The following is a 22,666-nucleotide window of genomic DNA, read 5'->3' on the forward strand; positions in this document are numbered from 1 at the left end:
TTTCATAACCACTACCGGCACCATGCCTGACAACAACCCGTCCCCGACGTCCTATATACCGAACGGCCACAAGTGATCTCAGTGGCGGCTCGAACGACAGGCATTCCCTGGGTCACTGTGGCGGCGGCGTGAAGCCTGCGGCCCAAATTGTCGTGCCGTCGTAGATGATGCCGGCGAGGTCGTGCACGCCGGGTCATGTTTGCTCGGGTCATCCTTGCGCCCCCGACGTCCAAGCCTTCGCCCATCGCGTCAGGTCAGAGCCACAATCGACATCGGGACTCGGCCGCCGATCTCGACGCTGGCCGACTGTAATGCGTATGACGGCCCGGCTAACGCCATACGTCCAGGGCCGATCGAGCGACGTCGTCGCCTGCTCAGAGTTCTGCGCCTGCGGGCAGTTGCGGGGATGCGCTCGTCACGATCGCTGTTCAGCACCCATGCAGTCAGCATCGCAGTAAGCCAGATCACTCCGCCATATGCGGGGCATTAGCCTTGTCGCATGGCACGCGATGAGCGCGGTGTGACCGCCCAGAGTGAGGATTTCGCTTCCTGGTACAACGAGCTGGTTCTGAAGGCCGGCCTCGTCGACCGGGGGCCAGCCAAAGGCACGATGGTCATCCGACCGTATGGCTATCGCGTGTGGGAGTTACTGCAAGCCGAACTGGATGCGCGGATCAAGGCGAGCGGGCACGAGAACGCATACTTTCCGATGCTGATTCCGCAGAGTTACCTCGAGCGCGAGGCCGATCACGTCGACGGGTTCGCCCCCGAACTGGCAGTGGTGACCCACGCGGGAGGCAAAGAGCTCGAGGAACCTCTGGTCGTGCGGCCGACATCGGAAACCATCATCGGGGAGATGATGGCCAAATGGATTTCCTCGCATCGGGATCTGCCCATGCTGCTGAACCAGTGGGCCAACGTCGTCCGGTGGGAGATGAGGCCGCGAATGTTCTTGCGCACCACCGAGTTCCTGTGGCAAGAAGGCCACACCGCGCACGCCGATGAGCAGCAAGCGCGCGAGGAAATGCTGCTCGCGCTGGGCATCTACCAGGAGGTGGCGCGCGACTACGCGGCGATGCCGGTAGTGCCTGGCGAGAAGACACCAGGTGAGCGGTTCGCGGGCGCGGTCTCGACGATGACGATCGAGTCGATGATGCGCGACGGTAAAGCCTTGCAGGCCGGTACATCGCATTACATGGGCACGAATTTCGCGACAGCGTTCGGCATCCGCTATGCCAGCGTGGACGGGCGAGAAGAGTTGTGCCACACCACGTCCTGGGGCATGAGCACCCGAATGCTCGGCGGGATCGTGATGACTCACGGCGATGATCGCGGCCTGGTGCTGCCGCCGCGGCTGGCGCCCTATCAGGTGGTGATCGTGCCGATCACCCGCGGCGACAGCGCGGACGTGGTGGCTGCTGCACAGACGCTGGCCGAGGGGCTGCGCAGTGCCGGGGTGCGGGTGCACGTCGATGACCGCGACCAGCTCAGTCCGGGATTCAAATTCAACGACTGGGAACTCAGGGGTGTCCCGGTCCGGGTCGAGTTGGGGCCGCGTGATCTTGCGGCCGGGACTGCGATGCTGGTGCGCCGTTTGGGCGATCAGGGTAAGCAGTCGGTGCCGTTGGATATGTTGCCGCAGCTCATGCCAGGGATTCTCGAAGAGTTCCAGGCGTTCCTGCTGGCTCGGGCAGCCGAATTCCGCGATACGCACACCTCCGATGTCGAGGACTGGGCGTCCTTCGAATCCGGTGTCGCATCGGGATCGGTGCGGGCGCTGCATTGCGGGCAGCCGGGTTGTGAGGACGACATCAAGACGTTGACCTCGGCGACGCCGCGATGTGTACCGCTGGACGGGCCGCCGCAGACGGGACGTTGCGTGCGCTGTGACGCACCAGCTGCCTACGGCAAGCGGGTGATCTTCTCCCGCGCTTACTGAACCGACCGTGGATCACCCGCATCGCCAAGCTGTCCAACGATTGCTTCAAGCCCTAACCTAGGCTCCGTTGACGTGCGGAACCCAGCGATCCGACGAGCCGCCGGTTCGCGTCGCTGGGCGTCAAAGCGCCGCGCGGCGGGCACCGCGGCGTCGTGGACGCAGCTGGTACAGGCGATACCAGGCCAGCGCGAGGAAGACAGCCGCTAGCCCGGCGACGACTCCCATGTCGACCAGCCACGTGCCGAGGGTGTGTTTCCACATCGGGTCGGGTCCGCCCGTGTGCGGTGTGAGGGTGTCGAGATCGAGGGTGGCGGCTCCCGCGCCGAACCCCCAACGGGACGGCGATATGTAGGCCAGTTGCTCTAGGCCGAGCGTGCCGGGGAGCCGCACCAGCCCGCCCGTGAGCACCAGTTGCGCCATCGACAGCACAATCAGCAGCGGCAATGTCTTCTCCGAGGTGTCCACCGACACCGACACCAGCAAGCCCAATGCCAGCGATGCGATGCCGAGCAGCGCCATCGCCAGGATCAGCTCCAGCTCGACTGACGTGAAAAGCCCCTTGGGCGGCATATCCACACCGATGGTGCCGACCAGAACCAACACCACCGCCTGAAGGGTGGTGATCACGCTCAGGACCAGCATTTTCGACATCAGATAGACCCCCGCTGACAGGCCTGCCGCGCGTTCTCTGCGGTAGATCGTCTGTTCCTTGACGATCTCGCGAATCGAGTTGCCGGTGCCGACGAAGCATGCCGCGAACGCCAAAACCATGAGCTTGGTCGGGGCATCGGTGTTGGATCCCGGCGGCCCGGCGAACCCCTCGCCCGACGGCACTGCAGCGATCAAGCCACCGAGAAGCAGGGGCATCACGCCGAGGAGCGCCAGATAACTTCGGTCCGAGGCAATCACCGCCAGATACCGCCGGCACAAGGTACTGAGCTGGGCAAGCTTGGACTGCTGCGCGGGCGGCGGCGCCGGTGGGCGCACTTCCACTGGGCCGACATCGTCGGTCAGTCCGACCGCCACGTAGTTCTCGAAGCGTGACGACGCCTGGAACTCACCGGCCCAGTCGCGCTCGTCCTCGCGATCGAATGCCTGGAACACCTCAGCCCAGGTGCGCTGTGCGAACTGCTGCAGCCCCTCCTCGGGCGGCCCGTAATAGGCAAGCCGACCGCCGGGCACCAGGACCAGCAGGCGGTCGCAGGAATCAAGATTCGCCACGCTGTGCGTAACGACGATGACGGTCCGCCCGTCGTGCGCCAGTTCTGACAGCATCTCCATGACAGTCTTGTCCAGGCCCGGGTCGAGGCCGGAGGTCGGTTCGTCGAGAAACAACAGAGACGGTTTGGTCAGCAACTCCACTGCGACGCTCACCCGTTTGCGCTGCCCGCCCGAGAGCTTATCGATGCGGGTATCGGCGTGCCGCGTCAAGCCGAGCTCGTCGAGGACCTCGTCGACCCGCTGCTCGCGCTCCTCGCTGCGCGTGTCACCGGGGAAGCGCAGCTCGGCCGCGTAGAGCAACGCACGCCGCGTCGCAAGCTGGTTGTGCAGGATGTCCTCCTGCGGGACCAGCCCGATCCGGTGCCTGAGCTCGTCGTAATTGGTGTACAGGTCGCGTCCGTCGTAGCGGACCGTCCCCTCCGTCGCCGGCCGCAACCCGGTGACCGCGCCGAGCAACGTCGACTTGCCCGCTCCGCTGGGCCCGATGACCCCGACGAGCGAGCGCTGCGAGATGGGGAAGCCCACCCCGTCGAGGAGCACCTTGCCCTCAGGTGTCCGCACGGTGAGGTTCTGCACCGAGACCGACACGTCACCGGTGTCGACGAACTCCCGCAGCTCGTCGCCGACCAGCCGGAACGTGGTGTGCCCCATGCCGATCAAGTCGGATTCCGATAGGTCCGCGGCGTCCACCCGGGAGCCGTTGATGTAGATGCCGTTGTGGCTGTCGAGGTCGACGATCCGGTACCTGCCGTCGCCGACTATGTGCAGCTCGGCGTGATGGCGGGAGACCATGAGATCGGGCACAACAACGTCGTTGTCGGCCGCGCGTCCGATCCGAAGCGTGGGCGATGTTATCCGGACGACCGCGCTGGGGTGTGCCGCCGGAGCTGACGACCGCGAAACTCGCCGGGGCCGGCCCGGGTCGAACTGGACCGTTGCTTCATCGTCGAGCTTGTAGCCGGGATCGGGGACGACCATCGTGTCTCCCCCGAAATCCGTGTCTCCCCCGACATCGCCACCGGTCTCGTGGCCGGGTAGTACTTCCACCGAGCAGACCAACTGCTCGCCGTCCACGGCGTGCCCGAGCTGGAACGTCTCGTCCCGGTCGATCACCATCCGTTCGACGCGACGGCCCTCGAAAAAGGTGCCGTTGAGGCTACCGGCGTCCTCGATTTCCCAACCGTCCGCACCACGCTCCAAAACGGCGTGCAACGAAGATGCGCGCGGATCGGTCACAACAATGTCGGCTGTCGGATCGCGACCGACGTTGTATGCGCCCCCGGCGCGTAGCCGATAGACGCGTTCCCTGGTCTGCACCACAAGAACTGGCGCCTCGGGGAATTCGGTGGAGGACGATTCATCCGCCATATCGCGAGTATACGACTGTCGCCGCAAATGATCGGCAAACCCGCGATCCTGGCTCGGTGTCCACCCGCCTCGAGCCTCGTAGAGGTGAGGGTGGTCAGCTGGGCGAGCCGGTCAAGCAATGGGAAGCCGTAGCAGGGTTGCCAGGCGCCGGGGTGCTGGGGCCGATGCTGCGCGAGTTGGCGGCCCAACAACGCGCAGCAGCCCGAGGCCGACGTGATCCGGGGCGCGGCAACTGTATTGGCGTCCGCGCCGGCGGTCACCCGGCCAAGGGATGCGTGGAGAAGTTCGACCGAACTTGTTGGTCAGCCCGTGGCCGGTGGCTCGACACGGCGGTGTGGGGGCTTGGGGCAGCCGCACCGTGCGCTTGTGTGCCGGTGCGGCTGCCCTGATTCAGCAATGCGCGGGTTGTTCGGGGTGTGTTATCAGGTGTGGGAGGTGATTTCGTTCACCAGCCATGCGCCCAGTTCCTCGGTCATGGTGGTGTGCCCCTCGTTGTTGCTCGCGCAGGCGAAGGCGTCGAGTTCGCTGTCGCCGGAGATGATCGGGCTGTACAGGGTGTCACGGTCGCTGATGTCACCGGCGGCTACAGCACTGACGGTGGGGATGAAGCAGGAGCTGTTGACCTGGAGATCGGTCTCGGATCCGAGCAGTCCCATGAGCATCGCGGCCATGCCGAAACTGCCCGGATTGCCCGGCAGCATCGGGTTCTCGGGGAACAGGCCGCCAGCTGCGCCGTCGATGTCCGGCAGCCCGTCGACGTGGACCTCGAGGGGGGATTCATCGGCTTTGTGCAGGGTTGCCACGACCTGGTCGCCGAGTGCTTGGGTGCGCAGGGTGGCCTCCATCAGCTCACCCCGACCGCTCGTCGCGGTCCGCGCGGGGTCGATACCGTTTCCCGCGCCGGTGGCGACGCCGTTGGCGACGCCGATCTTGCGCATGCCCTTGGGCCATCCGCCGAGCGCCTCGAGTTGTTTGAGGAAGGTGATGCGTTCCGCAGCCTGGTCGACCTCGTCGCCGATCTTGCCGATGTGCCAGCGCGCCATCTGCCGGGCCGCCGAGCTGTTGATCAGGTCGGAGAACTGGCCGAAGATCGGGTGGTTCGCGCCCCAATTGTCCTTGAGGAAATGGGCGAATGCTTGCATCGAGATCGGCAGCCACGCACCGCGATGCGGCGTGTCGTAGGACAGATAGATGGCGGTTTCGGGGTCGGGCAGATTTCGATCGCGCTGCATCTTGGCCAGCGCGTAGCGGGTGACCATGCCGCCCATACTGAAACCACCCACGGCCAGCCGCGCATTACCCACGCGCTCGGATATGGCCTTGCGGATGCATTCGATGGCGGTATCTGCGTTGTCCATGATCGAGGCCGTCCGATCGTCATAACCCAGCACGATCACATCCCGGCCCGCAGCGTGTAGTTCGGAGACGAAACGGTATCTGCCGTTTTCCTCCAGCCCGGCCCACAGCTCACCGAGATCACTCGCTCCCAAGGAGAACCCATCGGCGAGGATAACCGGCCGGACGAGCTGGCGCCGGTTCAGCGGGCTGTAGTAGACCCATGCCGTACCGCCGGTCAGCGGCCATTCGTCGTGCGGCTCGGGCGGCGCAGGAAACGCCGATCGTGCCACGGGACTGAGCGAACCCCAAACGTTTACAACAGTCATTTACCTGCTCCTCGAGTGGTCGACTGATACGTGGATTCACAACAAGCCCTGGCGCCGCCACCGAGGCGATCACCGGGCCGATTTCATAGCTTATTGCTATTTCGGCGTAGGATGTTGGCGATTCCGGTCTCGTTGTCGCATCGCCATAAGACCTGCAGTTTCGGCCAGCGGTTCAGATGAATATTCGCTGTGAGGATATTGCGGCTCCCGATCGAACCCACACGACTACCACGCCTGGACGAAGTTCAGGCCGACATCACCAAACGCATCGACACCGTCCGCACCCAACAATGGCGGGTAGACATCGACCAGCTGCCGACCACACTGATCCACATCGAGGCCAAACCAGACGAAACTCCTCACCCACCCGGCCCAGCCTTGGTCATCCCTATACCGGACTCCTGAGAACTGAACGCACCCAACACATCTGGCTGGTTTCGACATCGGTTGGCGAGGGCCGACCGATGGTCAATTCGATTCGCCGTCGTCAGAACCATCCGTTTCCACCGACAGTGTCAGTGCTACCTCCGATATTTTCGGGATCATTTCCGAGACTGCCGCCAGTTGCTCCCGGATCTCGGCCAATTCTGCTGTCACGCACTCTCTTAGCCGTGACAGTTCCTCAATCGTCAGATCAACGTTGCGCCACTGAACGGCATCGCGCCACCACGGATTATCGGTCGACCACGCCCATACAACATCGCGCACCAGGCTGCGGTCGGAGGTATGTACGCGAAAATGTTCACCCTCTGAACCCTCGCGATATTCCAGTTCGTAGACACCGTCGGAGTCCAGGCAGGTTTGGACGTAATTCTGCTCTTCGCGTTCTATGACGAGAAACGGATTGTTCGGATCGGGAGGATCGGCGAGCAGGTCCTCGACCAGTTCCTTGGTCAGATACGGCAAGGTTGTTCCGTCACCAACCGTCACGAGTACGTCGGCACGCCCGCGTGGGTCGTAAAGTCGTCGAGCCTGAGGGTCCACAACTGCCAGGCTACGGTCTGTCAGATCGACTGCCACTCAATCAGCCGCGCCGCCACCCCGATCACCTCCGGATCGGCGTCCAACGCGATCAACTGATCCTGCTCGAGCCACGACTCGCGACGGATCTGGTTCGGCACCGCTATCCCCGAGTGCGGTAGCAGCCGACGCCGAGTTCGAATAGAGCTGGCAGCACGCTCATCGGCACTGTCGCGGGTTCCAACCGGCAGAGTCGAATTGTGTTCTCGGACAACAGGTCTGCGGCTGGCACAGGCGGATCCGAACGCCCGATGTGCGACATGAGCGGTGGCCTGAATGTGGCTGCGCGTACGACCGTTGCCATCATGAGGCCATGTCGATTGATCGCGCGATCCTGTTTCGCCTTGCCACCAATACCCGCTTGGAGCGGATCGTCAAGACCGTGCCGTGGGGGCAGGACATGGCGTGGCGAGCAGCGTCGCCCTACGTCGCGGGCACCGTGGCCGACGACGCGATCCGGGCAGCCCAGGAACTCTCCGCACGCAACGTAGCCAGCAGTATCGACCAGTTCGGCGAACTGGTCGACGACCCAACCGTCGCACAACGTGTTACCGATGACTACCTACGATTGGCCGGTCAACTCACCGATTCGGATGACACCTGGCTGGCGATCGACCTGTCCCACCTCGGCCTCGATATCGACCCGCGCGGCTGTGCCGACCGCATCACAGCGATCGCGCGGGCACTACCGGAGGGTCGCCGCATCCAGGTCGGAGCCGAGGACCACGCGCGCTCGGACGCCGTGCTGACATGCGTGCTCAACGTCGCCGGCAGAGGGCTGGCCGACCGGCTCGGTGCCACCGTACAGGCCAACCTCCGTCGCACCCCCGACGATGTGGAACGCCTCCTGAATGCCGGTATCCACATCCGGCTGGTCAAAGGCGCCTACGTCGAGCAATCCGATCGTGCCCTCCCCTACGGCGAGCCCACCGACATCGCCTATCTGCGCTTGGCGCACCGGCTCGCTACGACGAAAGCGCCATTCGCCCTTGCCACCCACGATGGAGTCCTCCGCGAAGCAGTCCTCGCCTCGCTCGGCCCCGTACCCGTCGAACAGCTACTCGGCGTGCGACCAGAGGTGATAGACGACCTCACTGCCCGCGGAATCCCCGTTCGCGTGTACATACCCTTTGGCCACAACTGGTTCCGCTACTGGATGCGCCGCCTCGCCGAATCACGCGGCGCTTGAACACCTTCCGACCAACATTCCGGGGTAAGGAAGACCCGGCGGGCGACGTTGCGTTCGCCGGTCGAGAAGCCAGGACGCAACGCTTCATACGGCTCGTTGTGAGCCAACACGTCATACCTCGCACTCAACACCACCCTGGCAACGGATGAAGATGATCCAAAATCACCTGAAGCTCGTCCGGCAGAGCGGTACCCGCATGCGCCGTCGGCACCGTCAGTCGGTGGGTCGGCCCCGGGCAGAGGCGCGCACCCATCCTCTGTCAGTCGGTGAGTTGGTATGTCGCGAAGATGCCTTTGTGGTCGCTGCCCCACTGCGCTGGCGAGACGAGGAAATTGTCCTGGGTTGGTTCTTGCGGTCGGGTACCACGCACGATGGACCCGCGCGGGCCGATCATGCCGACGGCAGACAGGCACAGCGCGGCACCATGAGCGAAGATGTAGTCGACGCGGTCGCGTTCGTCGGCCTCAGGAGCCCAGGCGAGCTCGGAGACGTCCACATCGACGTTGTCCGAGGGCCAGGTGAGTCCGGGATGGGTGGCCGGGTCCGGGTACATCGATCGGTAGGCATCGATGAAACCGGCTTGTTGCAGGCGTCGAGTGGTCTCCCACGCCAACACCACACCGTTGTGGTCGAACAAGTTCGCTGTGGCCGGCGTCCAATCCAGCAGGGACGGCTCGTTCAGGTCACCACCCATGATGACCGAAGACCCGTCGGCGATCTCGGCTTTCGCGTCGGCGAGAAAGTTGCTGATGATCTCGGGGCGGCCCGAGGCCGCGTTGATGCGCTCGATCACGGCAGGGTCGGTCACTGGGCCGTCCGGCAGCTTGTTCCACTCGTGCTCGGCGAACTCGCCCGGCGCCGCGGCCCCGGGTCCGTACCCTCGGGGCAGGTTGGAGGCATACCAGCGGTACTCCAGATGCGCGGAGTAGACAGTGAGTCGCTTTCCGCCGATGTTCAACCGCGCCTTGACCATCCATTGCCGATCGGCGCTGTCCTCGACCGGAAACACCGACAGAATTCCCGTGTCGTGCGAGGGGACGGCGTTGAACTCGCGCCCCCGCCGCACCAGTTCGGCCGCAACCGCCGTGGTCGCTTCGGTTGCCTCCGAGAGCAGCACGATCGAGGCCTGAGTCGAGATGATGAGATCGGTGATCAGCTGAATGCCATTGGAGATTTTGCTGCCGCTGTGCCACGTGTTCAATGCGAGCACCCGGATCTCTCGTGCCGCGGGTGCGGCAGCGGCAACGGACATCGCCGCACCGGCCGCGACCGCTCTGCCCGCCCCTGCCGCCCCCACGTCATTATCGCTTCGCGTCATCAACCCATCATGACCTCCATCGAAATGCCTACGATTGCGAGCAGTGCTGCTGCAGCACATCCGGGCTCAGGTGAGGGCCTACCGGCGGTCAGGCCCATCTCCGGCGCGCCAGAGGATGGTCGTGCTGTTCAGCGGCTCACTAGAACCCGCGAAGCGGCATCTCCGAACGGTCGCGAAGCATGTCGGTACCGGCTGACCCGGCGGTCCTGGGCGGCGACATACCGATCGGGATCGTGCGGCACGCGCCCCTGCCCAGTTATTCCCGCGCGGCGGCGATCGACGGCGATTCAGCCGTCCGTCCCGCCGGCGCAGGTGGGCTACGTCCGGCAGACCAGCACGCCTCCTGCGGCCTCGGCGCAATGCGCGTACTGTTATGTACCTATCAGTGAGGTGTGCCACCGGTTCGCCGGGAGATGGAGATGCTAAGCGCCACCGAGCAGTTCAGCAGGGAGCGCGCCCCGTGCGGGAAACTGAGGGGCGGGGCTCGCCACCGCGAAGACGACGAGGCGGGCTTGGTCATTGACGATCTGCGTTACGACTGTGGCTGCCGCCGGATTCGGCGCGAATTTCACGACGGCAGCATTCGGATCAGAATCGTCCGCCATGACGGCAAGGTCCTGATGGACGAGCACAGCGCCGACTTCGAGGCCTGACGGACGACACCCGGGTGGTGCCACCATGACCGCTTCTCACGACGTCGTGATCGTTGGCGGGGGCGGCGCGGGCCTGCGTTCGGCCATCGCCATCGCGGAACACAATCCGCGGTTGAGTATCGCGATCGTTTCCAAGGTTTATCCGATGCGCAGCCACACCGTCTCCGCTGAGGGTGGCGCCGCCGGAGTCGCCGGTCCCGGCGACAGCTTGCAAGAGCATGCATACGACACGGTCTCCGGCAGCGATTGGCTCTGTGACCAAGACGCTGTCGAGGCCTTCGTCGAGGAAGCACCGCGGGAGCTGCTCCAGCTAGAGCATTGGGGCTGCCCATGGAGCCGCCGGCCGGACGGGCACATCGCGGTGCGGGCGTTCGGCGGCATGACGAACAATCGCACCTGGTTCGCAGCCGACAAGACCGGTTTTCACTTGCTGCACACCCTGTTCCAGACCGCACTGTCCTATCAGGACATCGTCAGGTACGACGAATGGTTCGCCACAACATTGCTCGTCGACGACGGCAAGGTATGCGGCATCGTAGCCATAGAACTAGCCACCGGACGCGTCGAAACCATTCTCGCCAGCGCTGTCATCGTGTGTACTGGTGGCTGCGGCCGGGTGTATCCGTTCACCACCAACGCCAATATCAACACTGGCGACGGTATGGCGCTGGCCTACCGGGCAGGCGCGCCGCTCAAGGACATGGAGTTCGTCCAGTACCACCCGACCGGCCTTCCGTTCACGGGCATCTTGATCACCGAGGCAACGCGCGCGGAAGGCGGCTGGCTGCTCAACAAGGACGGTTACCGCTACCTACAGGATTACGACCTTGGGACGCCCTCATCGGTGCCGGTCATGCGAAGCATGGAACTCGGGCCACGCGACCGGCTGTCGCAGGCCTTCGTGCACGAACTCGACAAGGGCCGGACCATCCGCACACCGTACGGACACGTCGTCCACCTCGACATACGCCACCTGGGTGCGGATCTCATCGACACGAAACTTCCGTTCGTGCGCGAGCTGTGCTCGAAGTACCAGAACATCGACCCGGTCCGGGAGCTGATCCCGGTACGCCCCGTCGTCCACTACATGATGGGCGGCATCCATACCGACATCCATGGCGCGACACCCCTGGCGGGCCTGTACGCCGTCGGAGAGGTCGCGTGCGTCAGTATCAACGGCGCCAACCGGCTCGGGTCGAACTCCCTCCCCGAGTTGCTGGTCTTCGGTGCGCGAGCCGGTCGTGCCGCCGCCGAGTACGCGAGCTCGGCCACGGCCGTCCCGACGTCGGCGGTCTTGGCGCGCGGCCGCGCCGAACAGGACCGGCTGGAACGGGATCTCACGCGACACACCGAGGGATCCGAACGCATCGCGCACATCCGCACCGAGATGCAGAAGACGATGGAGACCAGTGCCGGGATCTACCGGGACGGCGACTCCCTCGCCGAGGCGGCCGACAAGTTGCACGAGCTTCGCGATCGGTTCGGCAGCGCGTGCCTCGATGACCACAGCCGGGCGTTCAACACCGAACTGGTGGCGGTGCTGGAGCTGTCGTGCATGCTCGATGTGGCGGAATGCATCATCGCCTGCGCGCTGGCGCGAGAGGAATCCCGGGGCGCGCACCAACGGACCGATTTCCCCGCCAGGAACGACCAGCGATTCCTCGCCCATTCGGTGATCCATCGGCAGCCGGACGGCTCGGGGCGGGTCTCGTACCTCCCGGTAACGATTACTCGCTGGCCTCCCGGCGAACGCGTATATGGGAGGTGATGACGATGGTGGACCGGATAACCCTGCAGGTTGCGCGCTACCGACCGGATCAAGAGGACGAACCGGTACTGCAGTCCTACGAGGTCCCGCTGCGCAAGGAATGGACGGTGCTCGACGGCCTCAACTACATCAAGGACTACCTCGACGGAACGGTGTCCTACCGGTGGTCCTGCCGGATGGGCATCTGCGGTAGCTGCGGCATGACCGTCAACGGCGAGCCACAACTGAGCTGCGCCACTTTCCTGACCGACTACGCGCCGGGGCCGGTGCGAATCGAGCCATTGCGCAACTTCCCGGTGATACGGGATCTCGTCATAGAGATCAGCGACTTCATGCACAAGCTGACCGAGGTCAAGCCATGGCTGATCAGGGAGGAACACCGGCCACTCGAAGACGGCGAGTACCTGCAAACACCGTCCGAAATGGACGACTACACGAAGTACAGCATGTGTATCAACTGCATGCTCTGCTACTCGGCCTGTCCCGTCTACGCGCTCGAGCCCGAGTTCCTCGGTCCGGCGGCGATCGCGCTGGCCCAACGCTACAACCTCGACTCGCGCGATGAGGGAGCCGGAGATCGACGGGACGTTCTCGCGTCCGCCGAGGGAGTATGGTCCTGCACCCTTGTCGGCGAGTGCACCACCGCCTGCCCCAAGGGGGTCGACCCGGCCGGCGCGATCCAACGCTACAAGCTGACCGCGGCCACGCAATCGCTGCGAGATTTCCTCATGCCTTGGCGGGCACGATGACCACGACACCCCGGTTGTACCGAAAACCGATCTCCACGTTCTGGTGGGCGCAACGCCGCTCATACCTGATCTTCGTCCTGCGCGAACTCAGCAGCGTGTTCGTCGCCTGGTTCGTGGTATATCTCCTGCTTCTGGTCAACGCGGTCAGTTCCGGAAGCGAGGAGTACCAGCGGTTTCTGAGCTGGAGCGCCGGCCCGTGGGTGCTCGCACTGAACATGATCGCCCTGTTGTTTGTGCTTCTGCACACGGTCACCTGGTTCAACCTCGCGCCCAAGGCGATGGTGGTGCGTGTGCGGAACCGGCGCGTCGCACCGGTCGTGATCCTTGGGCTGCACTACCTGCTGTGGGGTCTGCTGACGACGATCGTGCTGTCGGTGGTGCTGCGATGAAAAGCAGGAGGTCCCTGGAACCGTTGGCGTGGCTGCTGTTCGGCGTCGGCGGGATGGTGGCCGCGCTGCTCATACCGGTGCTGCTGTTCCTGTTCGGCCTCGCCTTCCCGCTGGGCTGGCTTCCCGCGCCGGACCACGCATACCTGCTCTCGGTGTTGCGTCATCCTGTCACCCGGCTGGTCCTTTTCGGGCTCTGTGTGCTGGCTCTATTCCATTGGGCACACCGCTTCCGGTACACGCTGTACCACGGCTTGCGGCTCGAGCAGTTCAGCGCGTTGATCATCCTGGTCTGCTACGGCGGCGCCGTCATCGGCTCGGGAACCGCCGCTTACTTCCTGCTGCGCGTCTAACACGCGGGATATTCGGGAAGGAGACAGCTAAGTGGTTGCGCATCAAACGCACCCGCCACGTCATTGACTGCCCGTCAGCCGTGCATCAACGAATTCGTCAGTCACAGGCTGGTCCCACCGCGGGCAGCGCAACGCTGCCCGACCCACCGCACCGGCCGAATCCGTGCAGACCAGCAACGAATGACAGCCGATGCAACCTCGCCGAACGAGCACGTTTGCACACGCCGCATCAACACACGCGACGAACAGTCCGCCAAACAGGATCTGACCTGCGACCACTCGACCCAGGGAACTGGATTTCGTCCTCGGGTGCCCACCTGATCCTTTCCCGTCCAGGTCAGAGGATTTTCAACGTCCGGCTCGTATTGCCCGATCTGCCTTGTTTCCGCCCTTGATGAACCCAGGCCGACGTCGACTTCGGAAAACTAGTTGCATTGCAACTAGTGTCTATGACACTATTGATTCGGTGGTCGACCGGGCACCGATCGCGAGGATCGAAGAGATGGAACGATCATGGGAATCAAGACCGCGTTGATCATCGGTGGCGGCATTGCCGGACCCGTGACGGCACTGGCACTGCGGAAAGCCGGCATCGCAGCGACGGTGTTCGAGACGTACGACAGCGCAGCCCGCGACGTAGGCGGCGCGCTGACTGTCGCCCCGAATGGACTGGCCGCACTGAAAACGGTCGGCGCCGACGAACTGGTGCGGGCCGCCGGACACCCGCTGCACAGCATGGTCATGGAGACAGGACGAGGCCGCAAACTCATGCGCGTCGACGCCCTACCAGGCCTGCCGCCGAGCTGCGTGATGCTGCGCGCGGACTTGTTCGGTGTGCTGCACGACCACGCCTTGGCGAACGGGATCGCGATCGAGCACGGAAAACGGCTGGTCGACGTCACGGAGACCGCGCACGGGGTCGTCGCGACATTCGCCGATGGCACCAGCGCCGAGGGCGACATCCTCATCGGCGCCGACGGCATCCACTCGACTGTCCGCACCCTGATCGACCCCGAGGCTCCCGGCCCCGAGTACACCGGACTGATGAGCTTCGGCTTCGGTGAGTTCACACCCGACGGCAGGCGCCGCGACGGTGGCGTCGGCGATATCGACGCCATGCACTTCGCATTCGGCAAACGAGCGTTCTACGGCTACTGGCGGCAACCCGACGGCAGCGACATGTTCTTCAGCAACCTCCCACAGCAGGAGGCGATGACGATGGCCGAGGCCAAGGCCGTCTCCGCCGAGAAGTGGCTGGCCGAGCTGCGCGCCGCACACGTCGGCGACACCCCGGGCCAGCAGCTGTTCCAGCGAACCAGCGTTGAGAAGATGATCGTCGCGGGCCCGATGGAACGGATGCCGCACCTACCACATTGGTTCCGCGATCGGATGGTGCTCGTCGGCGACTCGGCGCACGCCCCCTCCTCCAGCTCCGGTCAGGGCGCGTCGCTGGCCATCGAGTCCGCGGTCGAGCTTGCCCGCTGCCTGCGCGACATCACCGACCCGACCGCCGCGTTCGCCGCCTACGAGCGGCTGCGCCGCCCCCGCGTGGAGGACATCTCGAACAATGCCGCCAAGACCAATAGCGGCAAGACCTCCGGCCCCATCGCCAAGGCCCTCTTCGGCCTCACCATGCCGCTGGCCACCCGCACATTCCTGAAGCCGGAGAAGATGTTCGGCCCGGTTCACCGGTTCGTCATCGACTGGAACCAGAAGGTCGCGACCTGACGAGTCCCACTTGCACGACCAAGGCCCGGCCCCGCGTGGGCCGGGTATTTCGAGTGACCATGGTGGGAACTCGGCAGGCGGATCCGGGCCGCGGGTCGCCCGCAATCGGCACTCCGATACGCCGGGCCTGAGCCAGTGACGCAGTGGAGTCGACGCTCCGCGCGACGGTCTGCGGAATGGCGGGCGGCTCCGCGGTCCTGGGTAGGTCCGCAGGCAGTCGGTAGTGGGCGACTGTTGCAGTGCCCCATACATAGGGTCCGCCTGCGCGCTACCGAACGGCGACCAGGCCAGGCGGGTTCGGCCGGTCTTGTCGCAGTAGTGCGGCACCATGGCTGCCTGGCTCCGCATCAGTGACGACATTAAGCCGTGCGGCGGGCTCATCGCTCCCGCACCGAAGATCTCTCGGTTCCGAACCCAGATCAAGCATTCCGGCTGAACATAAAGCAGAAGTACGGGGCAATGTCAGAATTTTCCGCAGCAGTATAGGTATATCGGTGACGAATACTCATAATTGGAAATCGGTCAACTGGCGATGCACCTCACATTGGCATCAACTGCGGCGCTGTCGCTCAAACCTCGATACGCACGTTCAGGAGCTTTTTGCCTGTGAAAATCGGAATCCCCCGCGAAATCAAGAACCCGGAGTACCGCGTAGCGATAACCCCGGCCCGGGCCCACCAACTGATCTCCCCCGGGCATGAGGTATTCGTCGAATTCGGCACCTGCCGCGGGTCATCGTGCGATGACGCGGACTACCTGCGGTCGGGGGCGACGATCATGGACTCCGCCGACAACGTGTGGGGCACAGCGGAACTGCTATTCGAGGTCAAGGAACCGATTGCCGAGGATGGCCGCGCAGATTTCTGCCCGGTACCCAAGGAGGCTCGAGCCTGACATGGACAGCCAGATGTCTCCGCATCCGGAGGAAGCGGACGTGCACCTTGCAGTGCAACTCGGTCATGTGCGCCTCGATTTCACCGCGTGCGTCACCGCGGCTTTGTTGTTCATACAAGATTGCCGTGACCGCTGCTATCCGAAACATCTCGCAGTGATACCTGATGACAGCCGTAGGTACCCACGCTTGCCCAATGAACGCCTGTACCTGGAGCCCTGAAGGATACTCATGGGCCGAACAACTCACACCGACCCGACGGATGTCGACGGCACGGAAAAAATGGATCTGGCACAGTCTGCGTGATTGACCCGGCTCGGAATACGAACGGGTGCTTGATGATCGATCGTGTTGTCGGCGTTCTGATCTTGGGCCGATGGCGATTCTGTTTCCGCATCTTGACGGGCTGCGGATCGATGGTGGGGACTCGGTAGGGCTGCGGGTGCGCCTGGACGTGAGCACCCGAGACGAGCCGGCAGCCTGCCCCGGCTGCGGAGTTTTGTCTCGTCGAGTTCACAGTCGCTGGCCGCCGCAACCCAAACCGCCAAGTCATGAACCCGCGACGACGTTCCGTTCAGGTTGTCGATTCGAGGGGTGCTCGCGCGTCGGATAGCTAAATGGTCCAAACGGTGGGCCGTGCCAACAAATCGGAGGAATGCCATGACCATGACCCGAACGGACGACTGTGCGGCCATCAACCAAGTCTTGGCCGACCAGTACAAAGCATGGGCAGCCGGTGACGCGGACACTTTTGTCGCGGACTACACCGAGCACGCCACCGTGATCATGCCCGGGGCCTACCGGCGGAACAGGGAGGAAGTCCGGCAGAGCATGGCTGCAAGTTTCGCTACCTACCTCCAGAACTCGACCGTGACCGACGAGATCCAAGACATCCGGTTCCTCGGTCAGGACTACGCAATCGTCGTCAGCAAGGCCGGCATCGTGTTCGCCGGCGAAACCGAAGTGCCTGCCGACCGGCTCGTCAATGCGACCTGGGTCCTCCAGAGGCGTGACGACAGGTGGTTGGTCGCCGCCTACCACAACAGCCCTGTCGACCCGAGCTAGCTGTACTGACCTGAGAGGTTAGTAACGCGGCTAGCGGGCGGGTGGCCTGCGAGTGCGGTGTGGCCGCGGTGGTGATTGTAGGTGTGGAGCCAGGTGGTGAAGGCTGCGCATCGTTCAACATCGCTGCGGTAGAGCCGCGCATAGGCCCACTCGTCGGCCAGGGTGCGGTGGAAGCGTTCGACCTTGCCGTTGGTTTGGGGCCGGTAGGGACGGGTGCGTTTGTGGACCACCGGCCCTAGGGCCTCGGCGAAGGTGCGGGATCGGTAGCAGGACCCGTTGTCGGTCAACACCTTTCGGGTGATGATGCCGTTGGCGGTGAACCAGGCGTTGGCGCGTGCCCAGAACGCGGCGGCGGTTTCCTTGCGCTCGTCACCGAGGAGTTCGGTATAGGCCAGCCGGGAATGATCATCGAGGGCAGTGTGCAGGTAGTGGTAGCCGTGCATCGGGTTGCCGTGAACATTGTTGACCCTGGTTAGCTTGTGCGCCTGGGAATTTCGGTTGCCAGCGGAACGGCCGAGCTTGCGCCAGCCACCGCCGTCGGGGATCTTGCCGAGTTTCTTGACGTCGATGTGGATCAGATCGCCCGGGGCATCGTGTTCATAGCGGCGTACCGGTTGGCTGGTGGCGCGGTCGAGCCAGCGCAGCCGTGCCAGCCGGTAGCGGGTCAGGACCCGGTGCACCGTCGAGGGATGCAAGCCCAGTAGGTAGGCGATGCGGGCCGGTCCCCATCGGCGCAGCACACGAACTTTGATGATGCGGCGTTCGGTGCGAGTCGGTGTCCGGCGCGGGCTGTGATGTGGTCGCGAGGACCGATCGACCATGCCCGCCGGGCCCTGCAGGCGATAGCGACCCGCCCACCTCGACGCGGTGGTGGCCGAGACCTGGAACCGTTCGGCCGCCCGGCGGAGCGGCCAACCTTCATCGACGACACAACGAGCAAGACGCAACCGGCCCAACTCCGTGAGCGGGGCATTACGGTGAGACACGAAGACCTCCGACAGGTGAATGCGTTCCTAGACAGCTCGCACTTCACTCGGAGGTCTTCGCCATGTCAGCTCGCCACGCCGTCACCAACGTCCATGGTCAGTACAGCTAGCGAACCCCCGAGGCTGGGCCACCAAGCACATCAGCTGGGTGGCCCAGCTGTCGAGACTCGAGTCCAGGCTGTCGCTGGATCGCGAGGGCCTGTTCACCGGTGAGTCACCGTAGGGCAACGTCTTTCGTCCATGCACACTGACCGGAAATAGCGACTCCTGAATCCAACCGCTCACCCTTGTGACTCACCCACACGCCCTTCCGCGGAAGATCGCCTTGCCCCGCATCGTCGAACGGGCGACTCGACACCTCACCGGCCGCGTTGCACACCACGCAGCCGAAACCCGCCAGCCGCCGGCACCAAATATCGAGATCGACCCGCCGATACGACGACACGTACCCCTCTGCTGGCAAATTCCTCGCGCGTGTCCTCGAGCCTTCGTTTCCTGGAATCAGAAGGTGAACTGGCTGCCGTATGCAGTGGTCTGCACCGTCCCCACCGCGGTACTCACCGTGGCGGTGATGAAGGGGACGGCCGATACCGGTGAGGCACACTGGCCGACGTTCAACGCGGCGTTGTTGAAAATGAAGTGGTACGGGAACACCGTCTTGTCGTCCAGGTCGGCCGTCACTGTCGTGACGGTGGTGATCTGGCCCGGCGCCAAGGTGGCTTCCAGGATCTCGGTCAAGCCCAGGGCGCCGCCGACGGTCGGTCCGAGGCTCGCGGAGGACGGGCTGGTCGAGGCACTCGGGGAAGTGGTGGCGGCGCTCTCGGAGGTGGAGGCGGCACTCCGGGAGATCGGTGCGGCACTCCGGGAGATCGGTGCGGCACTCCGGGAGATCGGTGCGGCACTCCGGGAGATCGGTGCGGCACTCCGGGAGATCGGTGCGGCACTCCGGGAGATGGTGGGGGCACTCGGCGTTGTGGGCCCCGGCGCGGGCGTCACACTCGGCAGGGTGGCGGCAACGTTCGACTGGCCGAAGTCGGGGGAAATACTCGCCAACAGCCCTTGATTGGGATCGATTCCGATGGAGAAGCCGTTGTCCAGACTGATCGCGCAGCCGAGGAGGAACCCCGCGACGGCCTGGCCGGACGTTATTCCATTGCCCTCCACGGTCAGCGAGTAGTCGCCTGATAGCTGCGCGGCATGCGCGAATGTCATGAGAAAGCTCGGCATCCGGTCGCCCGGTGGGTCCACTTTGACGTTGTCCACCGATGTCGTCAGATGAATCCCGGCACCGGAGACGTCCGCACCGGGCGGTTGGGCTTGGCTCGGCTCGGCGCCCTGCCACAGAACCACAGCCAGAACAGCCGCGACCACAGCGGTCGCGATAACGACGAATCGAGGTCGCATATTTGATCCCGTTTCGAATCGGATGTACATCAGCGGTGGCGAAATTGTCCGAATAGACCCACATGGCTAATACACGGCAAGCATAGTGGGATACCAGCCCGACGCATCGAGGTTGCAGGGTGTGTCGCGCATCGACTGGGCACAGCCACAGATTTGCCGGGCGCACACAGGATTCGAAAATTCGCCCCGTCCCGGCCGCGTCGTCGGCTTAATACTGCAACTGCACTCAGGTGAGTGGGTGCCCTCGCCGCCGGTAGTGCGACAGCCGGGCTTGGTGTTGTCGGCGTCGTCGCCAGCGTGACCAGGCCCAGATGTGGTCGGCGGCATGCAGCGGAGTGAGCACGAACGCGATGAGTAAGCGGCGGATCTCCGGTAGCGTGAGAGCGATCATGCCTTCTTCGCTTCTGGCGAGTCCCCCTTTGCGGCAAGGGTTTTTGTGGCGGCAAGCCAGGCCAGGGCGAGCATCGACAGGGTGATGTGGGCATACCAGGCGCGCCATTTGCGGACCTGATAATGGTCGAGCCCGGCCTCGCCTTTGGCCTGCTGAAACGCTTCTTCCACATGCCAGCGCGACCCGGCGGTCCAGGCCAGATCGACCAGCCGCGACGAGGCCGGGCCGTAGCAGATGTAGTAGGCGATCTCGGTGGGGTCACTGATCGAGCGCCGTGCCAGCAGCCAGTGCCCGCGCCCGGTCTTCCAGGTGCCCTCGATCTGGCGGCGTGCCCAGTCGTATTCGCGGGGTCCGTGTGCGCCGGCACCGACCGACAACCGTTGCCAGGTGCGGTCGCCGAACTCCGCGACCAGCTCGTCGGCACGAGCGATGCGGTCGGCGCGGGTGGCCAGCTGGTGATCGCAGCGGGTGGCCATCACATAGAACACGTCGTGGTCCCCACACCAAGCCCGCAGGTAGCCGGCCTGACCGTAGGCCTCATCAGCGGTGAACCACACAAACGGCACCTTCGCGACCAGCGCACGCTCGAGCATGGCGATCATCTGCCGGGGCTTGGTGGCGAACTCGATTTCGTCGGGAATCCCGGCGTCACGGCACCGCTGCCGATCACCGATCCACGACTGCGGGACGTAGAGCTCCCGGTCGATCAGGGCGTGCCCGTGTTTGGACGCATACGCCAGGAACACCCCGATCTGACAGTTCTCCGTACGTCCGGCCGTGCCCGAGTACTGCCGTTGCACGCCAGCGGATTTGGTTCCCTTCTTCAGGAAACCGGTCTCATCACCGGCCAGCACGGCGGCCGGGTCACCGAGGTGTTCGACCACATAATCGCGCACATCGTCACGCACCCCGTCGACGTCCCAGTCGGCAGCGCGCAGCAGCCGCTGCATCCCGTCCGGAGCGCTCTCACAAGCGCGTTCGGCCAACGTCCACCCGTTCTTGCGTTCCAGGCCCGCGACCAGCCCCGACACATACTCACCCGCCCGCCCCCGCGGTTCAGCGCGGGTGAACCGTTCCCCGATCCTCGCCATCAACGAATCCAGTTCGGCCACAGCATGATCCAACACCACGCAACAGGTCTACCAGGAACGAACTACACGAGTGCAGTTGCAGTACTAACAGGTTCTGCTGGTTGGCGTTGAGTGTCGTTGCAGTGCAGGATGTTTCGCTGTGGCAGCACCATGGATCGTAGACGACCAGTTGTGGGCAGTAATCGAGCCGCTACTACCGACGAAGGCGCCGGGAACACCGGGACCCGCCCAGATGGACAACCGGCTGGTGCTGCAAGGAATCCTGTTCGTGCTGATCACCGGGATCGGGTGGGAAGACCTACCCCAAGAACTGGGCTTCGGGTCAGGGATGACCTGCTGGCGGCGGTTGCGGGACTGGCAGGCCGCCGGGGTGTTCGAGCAGATGCATCAAGCGATCCTGGCCCGCTGCCACAGCGCGGGGTTGATCGACTTCGACCGGGTCATCGTCGACGGCTCGCACCTGCGGGCCAAAAAGGGGGCGCTGCAACCGGACCGGGCATCGTCGTCGAGGGAGAAGCGCTCGGACGATCTCGCGGTGGGCTGAGCACCAAAGTCCATCTGGCCGTCGACGGCCGCGGCCTACCGATGCGGGTACTGCTCACACCGGGCCAAGCCGGAGACAACCCGCAGATGCTGGCGCTGCTCGACGGCATCAGCGTGGCCAGGGTCGGGCCGGGTCGGCCGCGCATCCGTCCCGACGCGGTGATCGCCGACAGGGCGTATTCGCATCCGTCGACCCGGCGCGCTACGCGAGCGCCGGGTCCGGTTCATCAGTCCCGAACGTCACGATCAGATCGGTGGTCGCAAAGCCAAGGGATCACGCGGCGGCCGACCGCCCTCGTTCGATGCCGAAACCTACAAGCAGCGCAATGTCGTCGAGCGATGCTTCAACAGACTCAAACAATTCCGCGACCTGGCCACCCTCTACACCAAACGCGCCGCCTACTACCAGGCCGAACTCACCATCGCCGCCATCATCCTAGGTAGTTTCATTCGACTTACCTGACGGTGCTCGCCGAAATCGACTTCGACGCAATCTTGGTGATCGACTAACCGCTCAGCGCGTGCCGAAGCGTAGACGCGAGTAGAAGCTTGCCGGTGGGCATGCTCCCGAGACTGGAGAAGGATCGCGGCGGAATCAGAGAGTTTCCGGTCCGGTGGGGAGGACCACTGTCGGGCTATGTCGGTCGCGCGGGAAGGCCGCGGCGTTCGTGTGTCGGCGGCGGACGGATTCGTCGGTCGTAGGCCGAGCTGGACAAGATCGTCACCCTGCTGCTTGTCGACGCGGAACGCAGCCTCCGGCGGCGGATACCTGACGGCGGCCATTGACGTGGCAAGCCATGCCATCACCTGCCCCGACAACTGCCCGCGCCGGAAGTCCTCCTCGCCAGGATCGGACACCAGCCGGTGCTCCACCATCCACCGCGGCATCCGTTCCTCGAGCTCGTTGGCATCGGGATACAGACGCGCCAACGGGAACA

The 22,666-nt window shown here is 64.3% G+C and carries 22 protein-coding genes and 2 pseudogenes; 14 read left to right on the forward strand and 10 right to left on the reverse strand.

Going from position 1 to position 22,666, the window contains the following annotated elements; translation table 11 throughout:
- Positions 1 to 499: 499 nt before the first annotated feature.
- Positions 500 to 1,939: a proline--tRNA ligase gene (gene proS / locus OHQ90_RS25155; RefSeq protein ID WP_328401464.1), complete on the forward strand. Its 1,440-nt coding sequence runs from the start codon at positions 500 to 502 to the stop codon at positions 1,937 to 1,939.
- Positions 1,940 to 2,059: 120 nt separating this feature from the next.
- Here proS and OHQ90_RS25160 read toward each other — a convergent pair whose 3' ends face one another.
- Entirely contained in the window at positions 2,060 to 4,528 is a 2,469-nt protein-coding gene (locus OHQ90_RS25160; RefSeq protein ID WP_328401466.1) for an FHA domain-containing protein, read from the reverse strand.
- 422 nt (positions 4,529 to 4,950) lie between these two features.
- Positions 4,951 to 6,192 carry an esterase/lipase family protein gene (locus OHQ90_RS25165; protein WP_328401468.1) on the reverse strand — a complete coding sequence of 414 codons (1,242 nt, stop codon included), beginning with the start codon at positions 6,190 to 6,192 and terminating at the stop codon, positions 4,951 to 4,953.
- Between the two features lie 189 nt (positions 6,193 to 6,381).
- On the opposite strand from OHQ90_RS25165, the gene OHQ90_RS25170 reads away from it, so the two are divergent.
- The gene (locus OHQ90_RS25170; RefSeq protein ID WP_328401470.1) at positions 6,382 to 6,597 is read left to right on the forward strand and encodes a hypothetical protein; all 216 of its coding nucleotides are present in this window, start codon (positions 6,382 to 6,384) and stop codon (positions 6,595 to 6,597) included.
- 63 nt (positions 6,598 to 6,660) lie between these two features.
- On the opposite strand, the gene OHQ90_RS25175 is transcribed toward OHQ90_RS25170, so the two are convergent.
- Positions 6,661 to 7,122, reverse strand: a complete 462-nt coding sequence (locus OHQ90_RS25175; protein ID WP_328401472.1) for a hypothetical protein — start codon at positions 7,120 to 7,122, stop codon at positions 6,661 to 6,663.
- 403 nt (positions 7,123 to 7,525) lie between these two features.
- On the opposite strand from OHQ90_RS25175, the gene OHQ90_RS25180 reads away from it, so the two are divergent.
- Entirely contained in the window at positions 7,526 to 8,401 is an 876-nt protein-coding gene (locus OHQ90_RS25180) for a proline dehydrogenase family protein (protein ID WP_328401474.1), read from the forward strand.
- Here the strand turns inward: OHQ90_RS25180 and OHQ90_RS25185 are convergent.
- Positions 8,362 to 8,712: an MmyB family transcriptional regulator gene (locus tag OHQ90_RS25185; RefSeq protein WP_328401476.1), complete on the reverse strand. Its 351-nt coding sequence runs from the start codon at positions 8,710 to 8,712 to the stop codon at positions 8,362 to 8,364. The genes OHQ90_RS25180 and OHQ90_RS25185 overlap by 40 nt on opposite strands.
- Entirely contained in the window at positions 8,661 to 9,719 is a 1,059-nt protein-coding gene (locus OHQ90_RS25190) for an endonuclease/exonuclease/phosphatase family protein (protein WP_328401478.1), read from the reverse strand. The genes OHQ90_RS25185 and OHQ90_RS25190 overlap by 52 nt, the downstream gene beginning before the upstream one ends.
- Positions 9,720 to 10,231: 512 nt before the next feature.
- Here OHQ90_RS25190 and OHQ90_RS25195 point away from each other — a divergent pair.
- The 8 genes and pseudogenes from OHQ90_RS25195 (at position 10,232) to OHQ90_RS25230 (ending at position 17,313) form a co-directional block, all read left to right on the forward strand.
- A complete protein-coding gene (locus tag OHQ90_RS25195; protein WP_328401480.1) occupies positions 10,232 to 10,372 on the forward strand; it encodes a hypothetical protein in 141 nt (46 codons plus the stop codon).
- Between the two features lie 25 nt (positions 10,373 to 10,397).
- A complete protein-coding gene (gene frdA, locus OHQ90_RS25200) occupies positions 10,398 to 12,140 on the forward strand; it encodes a fumarate reductase (quinol) flavoprotein subunit (protein WP_328401482.1) in 1,743 nt (580 codons plus the stop codon).
- Positions 12,141 to 12,145: 5 nt separating this feature from the next.
- A complete protein-coding gene (gene sdhB, locus OHQ90_RS25205; protein WP_328401484.1) occupies positions 12,146 to 12,889 on the forward strand; it encodes a succinate dehydrogenase iron-sulfur subunit in 744 nt (247 codons plus the stop codon).
- The gene (locus tag OHQ90_RS25210) at positions 12,886 to 13,278 is read left to right on the forward strand and encodes a fumarate reductase subunit C (RefSeq protein ID WP_328401487.1); all 393 of its coding nucleotides are present in this window, start codon (positions 12,886 to 12,888) and stop codon (positions 13,276 to 13,278) included. The genes sdhB and OHQ90_RS25210 overlap by 4 nt, the downstream gene beginning before the upstream one ends.
- Positions 13,275 to 13,628, forward strand: a complete 354-nt coding sequence (gene frdD, locus OHQ90_RS25215; protein WP_328401489.1) for a fumarate reductase subunit FrdD — start codon at positions 13,275 to 13,277, stop codon at positions 13,626 to 13,628. The genes OHQ90_RS25210 and frdD overlap by 4 nt, the downstream gene beginning before the upstream one ends.
- 513 nt (positions 13,629 to 14,141) lie before the next feature.
- Positions 14,142 to 15,356: an FAD-dependent oxidoreductase gene (locus tag OHQ90_RS25220; protein WP_328401491.1), complete on the forward strand. Its 1,215-nt coding sequence runs from the start codon at positions 14,142 to 14,144 to the stop codon at positions 15,354 to 15,356.
- Between the two features lie 606 nt (positions 15,357 to 15,962).
- Positions 15,963 to 16,205, forward strand: a pseudogene (locus OHQ90_RS25225) (alanine dehydrogenase); the annotation flags it as partial.
- A gap of 703 nt (positions 16,206 to 16,908) precedes the next feature.
- A complete protein-coding gene (locus OHQ90_RS25230; protein WP_328401493.1) occupies positions 16,909 to 17,313 on the forward strand; it encodes an SgcJ/EcaC family oxidoreductase in 405 nt (134 codons plus the stop codon).
- Here OHQ90_RS25230 and OHQ90_RS25235 read toward each other — a convergent pair.
- The 4 genes from OHQ90_RS25235 to OHQ90_RS25250 form a co-directional block, all read right to left on the reverse strand.
- On the reverse strand, positions 17,310 to 18,299 hold the full coding sequence (locus tag OHQ90_RS25235; RefSeq protein ID WP_328399578.1) for an IS481 family transposase: 990 nt from the start codon (positions 18,297 to 18,299) through the stop codon (positions 17,310 to 17,312). The genes OHQ90_RS25230 and OHQ90_RS25235 overlap by 4 nt on opposite strands.
- Positions 18,300 to 18,800: 501 nt before the next feature.
- A complete protein-coding gene (locus OHQ90_RS25240; RefSeq protein WP_328401496.1) occupies positions 18,801 to 19,670 on the reverse strand; it encodes an MspA family porin in 870 nt (289 codons plus the stop codon).
- 259 nt (positions 19,671 to 19,929) lie between these two features.
- The gene (locus OHQ90_RS25245) at positions 19,930 to 20,094 is read right to left on the reverse strand and encodes a hypothetical protein (RefSeq protein ID WP_328401500.1); all 165 of its coding nucleotides are present in this window, start codon (positions 20,092 to 20,094) and stop codon (positions 19,930 to 19,932) included.
- Positions 20,091 to 21,224 carry an IS701 family transposase gene (locus OHQ90_RS25250; protein WP_442941170.1) on the reverse strand — a complete coding sequence of 378 codons (1,134 nt, stop codon included), beginning with the start codon at positions 21,222 to 21,224 and terminating at the stop codon, positions 20,091 to 20,093. Before OHQ90_RS25250 ends, OHQ90_RS25245 begins: the two co-directional genes overlap by 4 nt.
- A 100-nt stretch (positions 21,225 to 21,324) precedes the next feature.
- Here OHQ90_RS25250 and OHQ90_RS25255 point away from each other — a divergent pair, with 100 nt between their 5' ends.
- The 3 genes and pseudogenes from OHQ90_RS25255 to OHQ90_RS25265 all read left to right on the forward strand — a co-directional run bounded on the left by OHQ90_RS25255 (position 21,325) and on the right by OHQ90_RS25265 (position 22,191).
- Positions 21,325 to 21,729: a transposase gene (locus OHQ90_RS25255; RefSeq protein WP_328401502.1), complete on the forward strand. Its 405-nt coding sequence runs from the start codon at positions 21,325 to 21,327 to the stop codon at positions 21,727 to 21,729.
- A gap of 14 nt (positions 21,730 to 21,743) precedes the next feature.
- Positions 21,744 to 21,867, forward strand: a pseudogene (locus OHQ90_RS25260) (IS5/IS1182 family transposase); the annotation flags it as partial.
- 111 nt (positions 21,868 to 21,978) lie between these two features.
- A complete protein-coding gene (locus tag OHQ90_RS25265; RefSeq protein WP_328413084.1) occupies positions 21,979 to 22,191 on the forward strand; it encodes a hypothetical protein in 213 nt (70 codons plus the stop codon).
- Here OHQ90_RS25265 and OHQ90_RS25270 read toward each other — a convergent pair.
- Positions 22,131 to 22,658, reverse strand: a complete 528-nt coding sequence (locus OHQ90_RS25270) for a hypothetical protein (protein ID WP_328401504.1) — start codon at positions 22,656 to 22,658, stop codon at positions 22,131 to 22,133. The two genes, OHQ90_RS25265 and OHQ90_RS25270, sit on opposite strands and share 61 nt — an antisense overlap.
- Positions 22,659 to 22,666 lie beyond the last annotated feature (8 nt).

Origin of the sequence: Nocardia sp. NBC_00403, assembly GCF_036046055.1 — a bacterium.
Taxonomy (GTDB): Bacteria; Actinomycetota; Actinomycetes; order Mycobacteriales; family Mycobacteriaceae; genus Nocardia.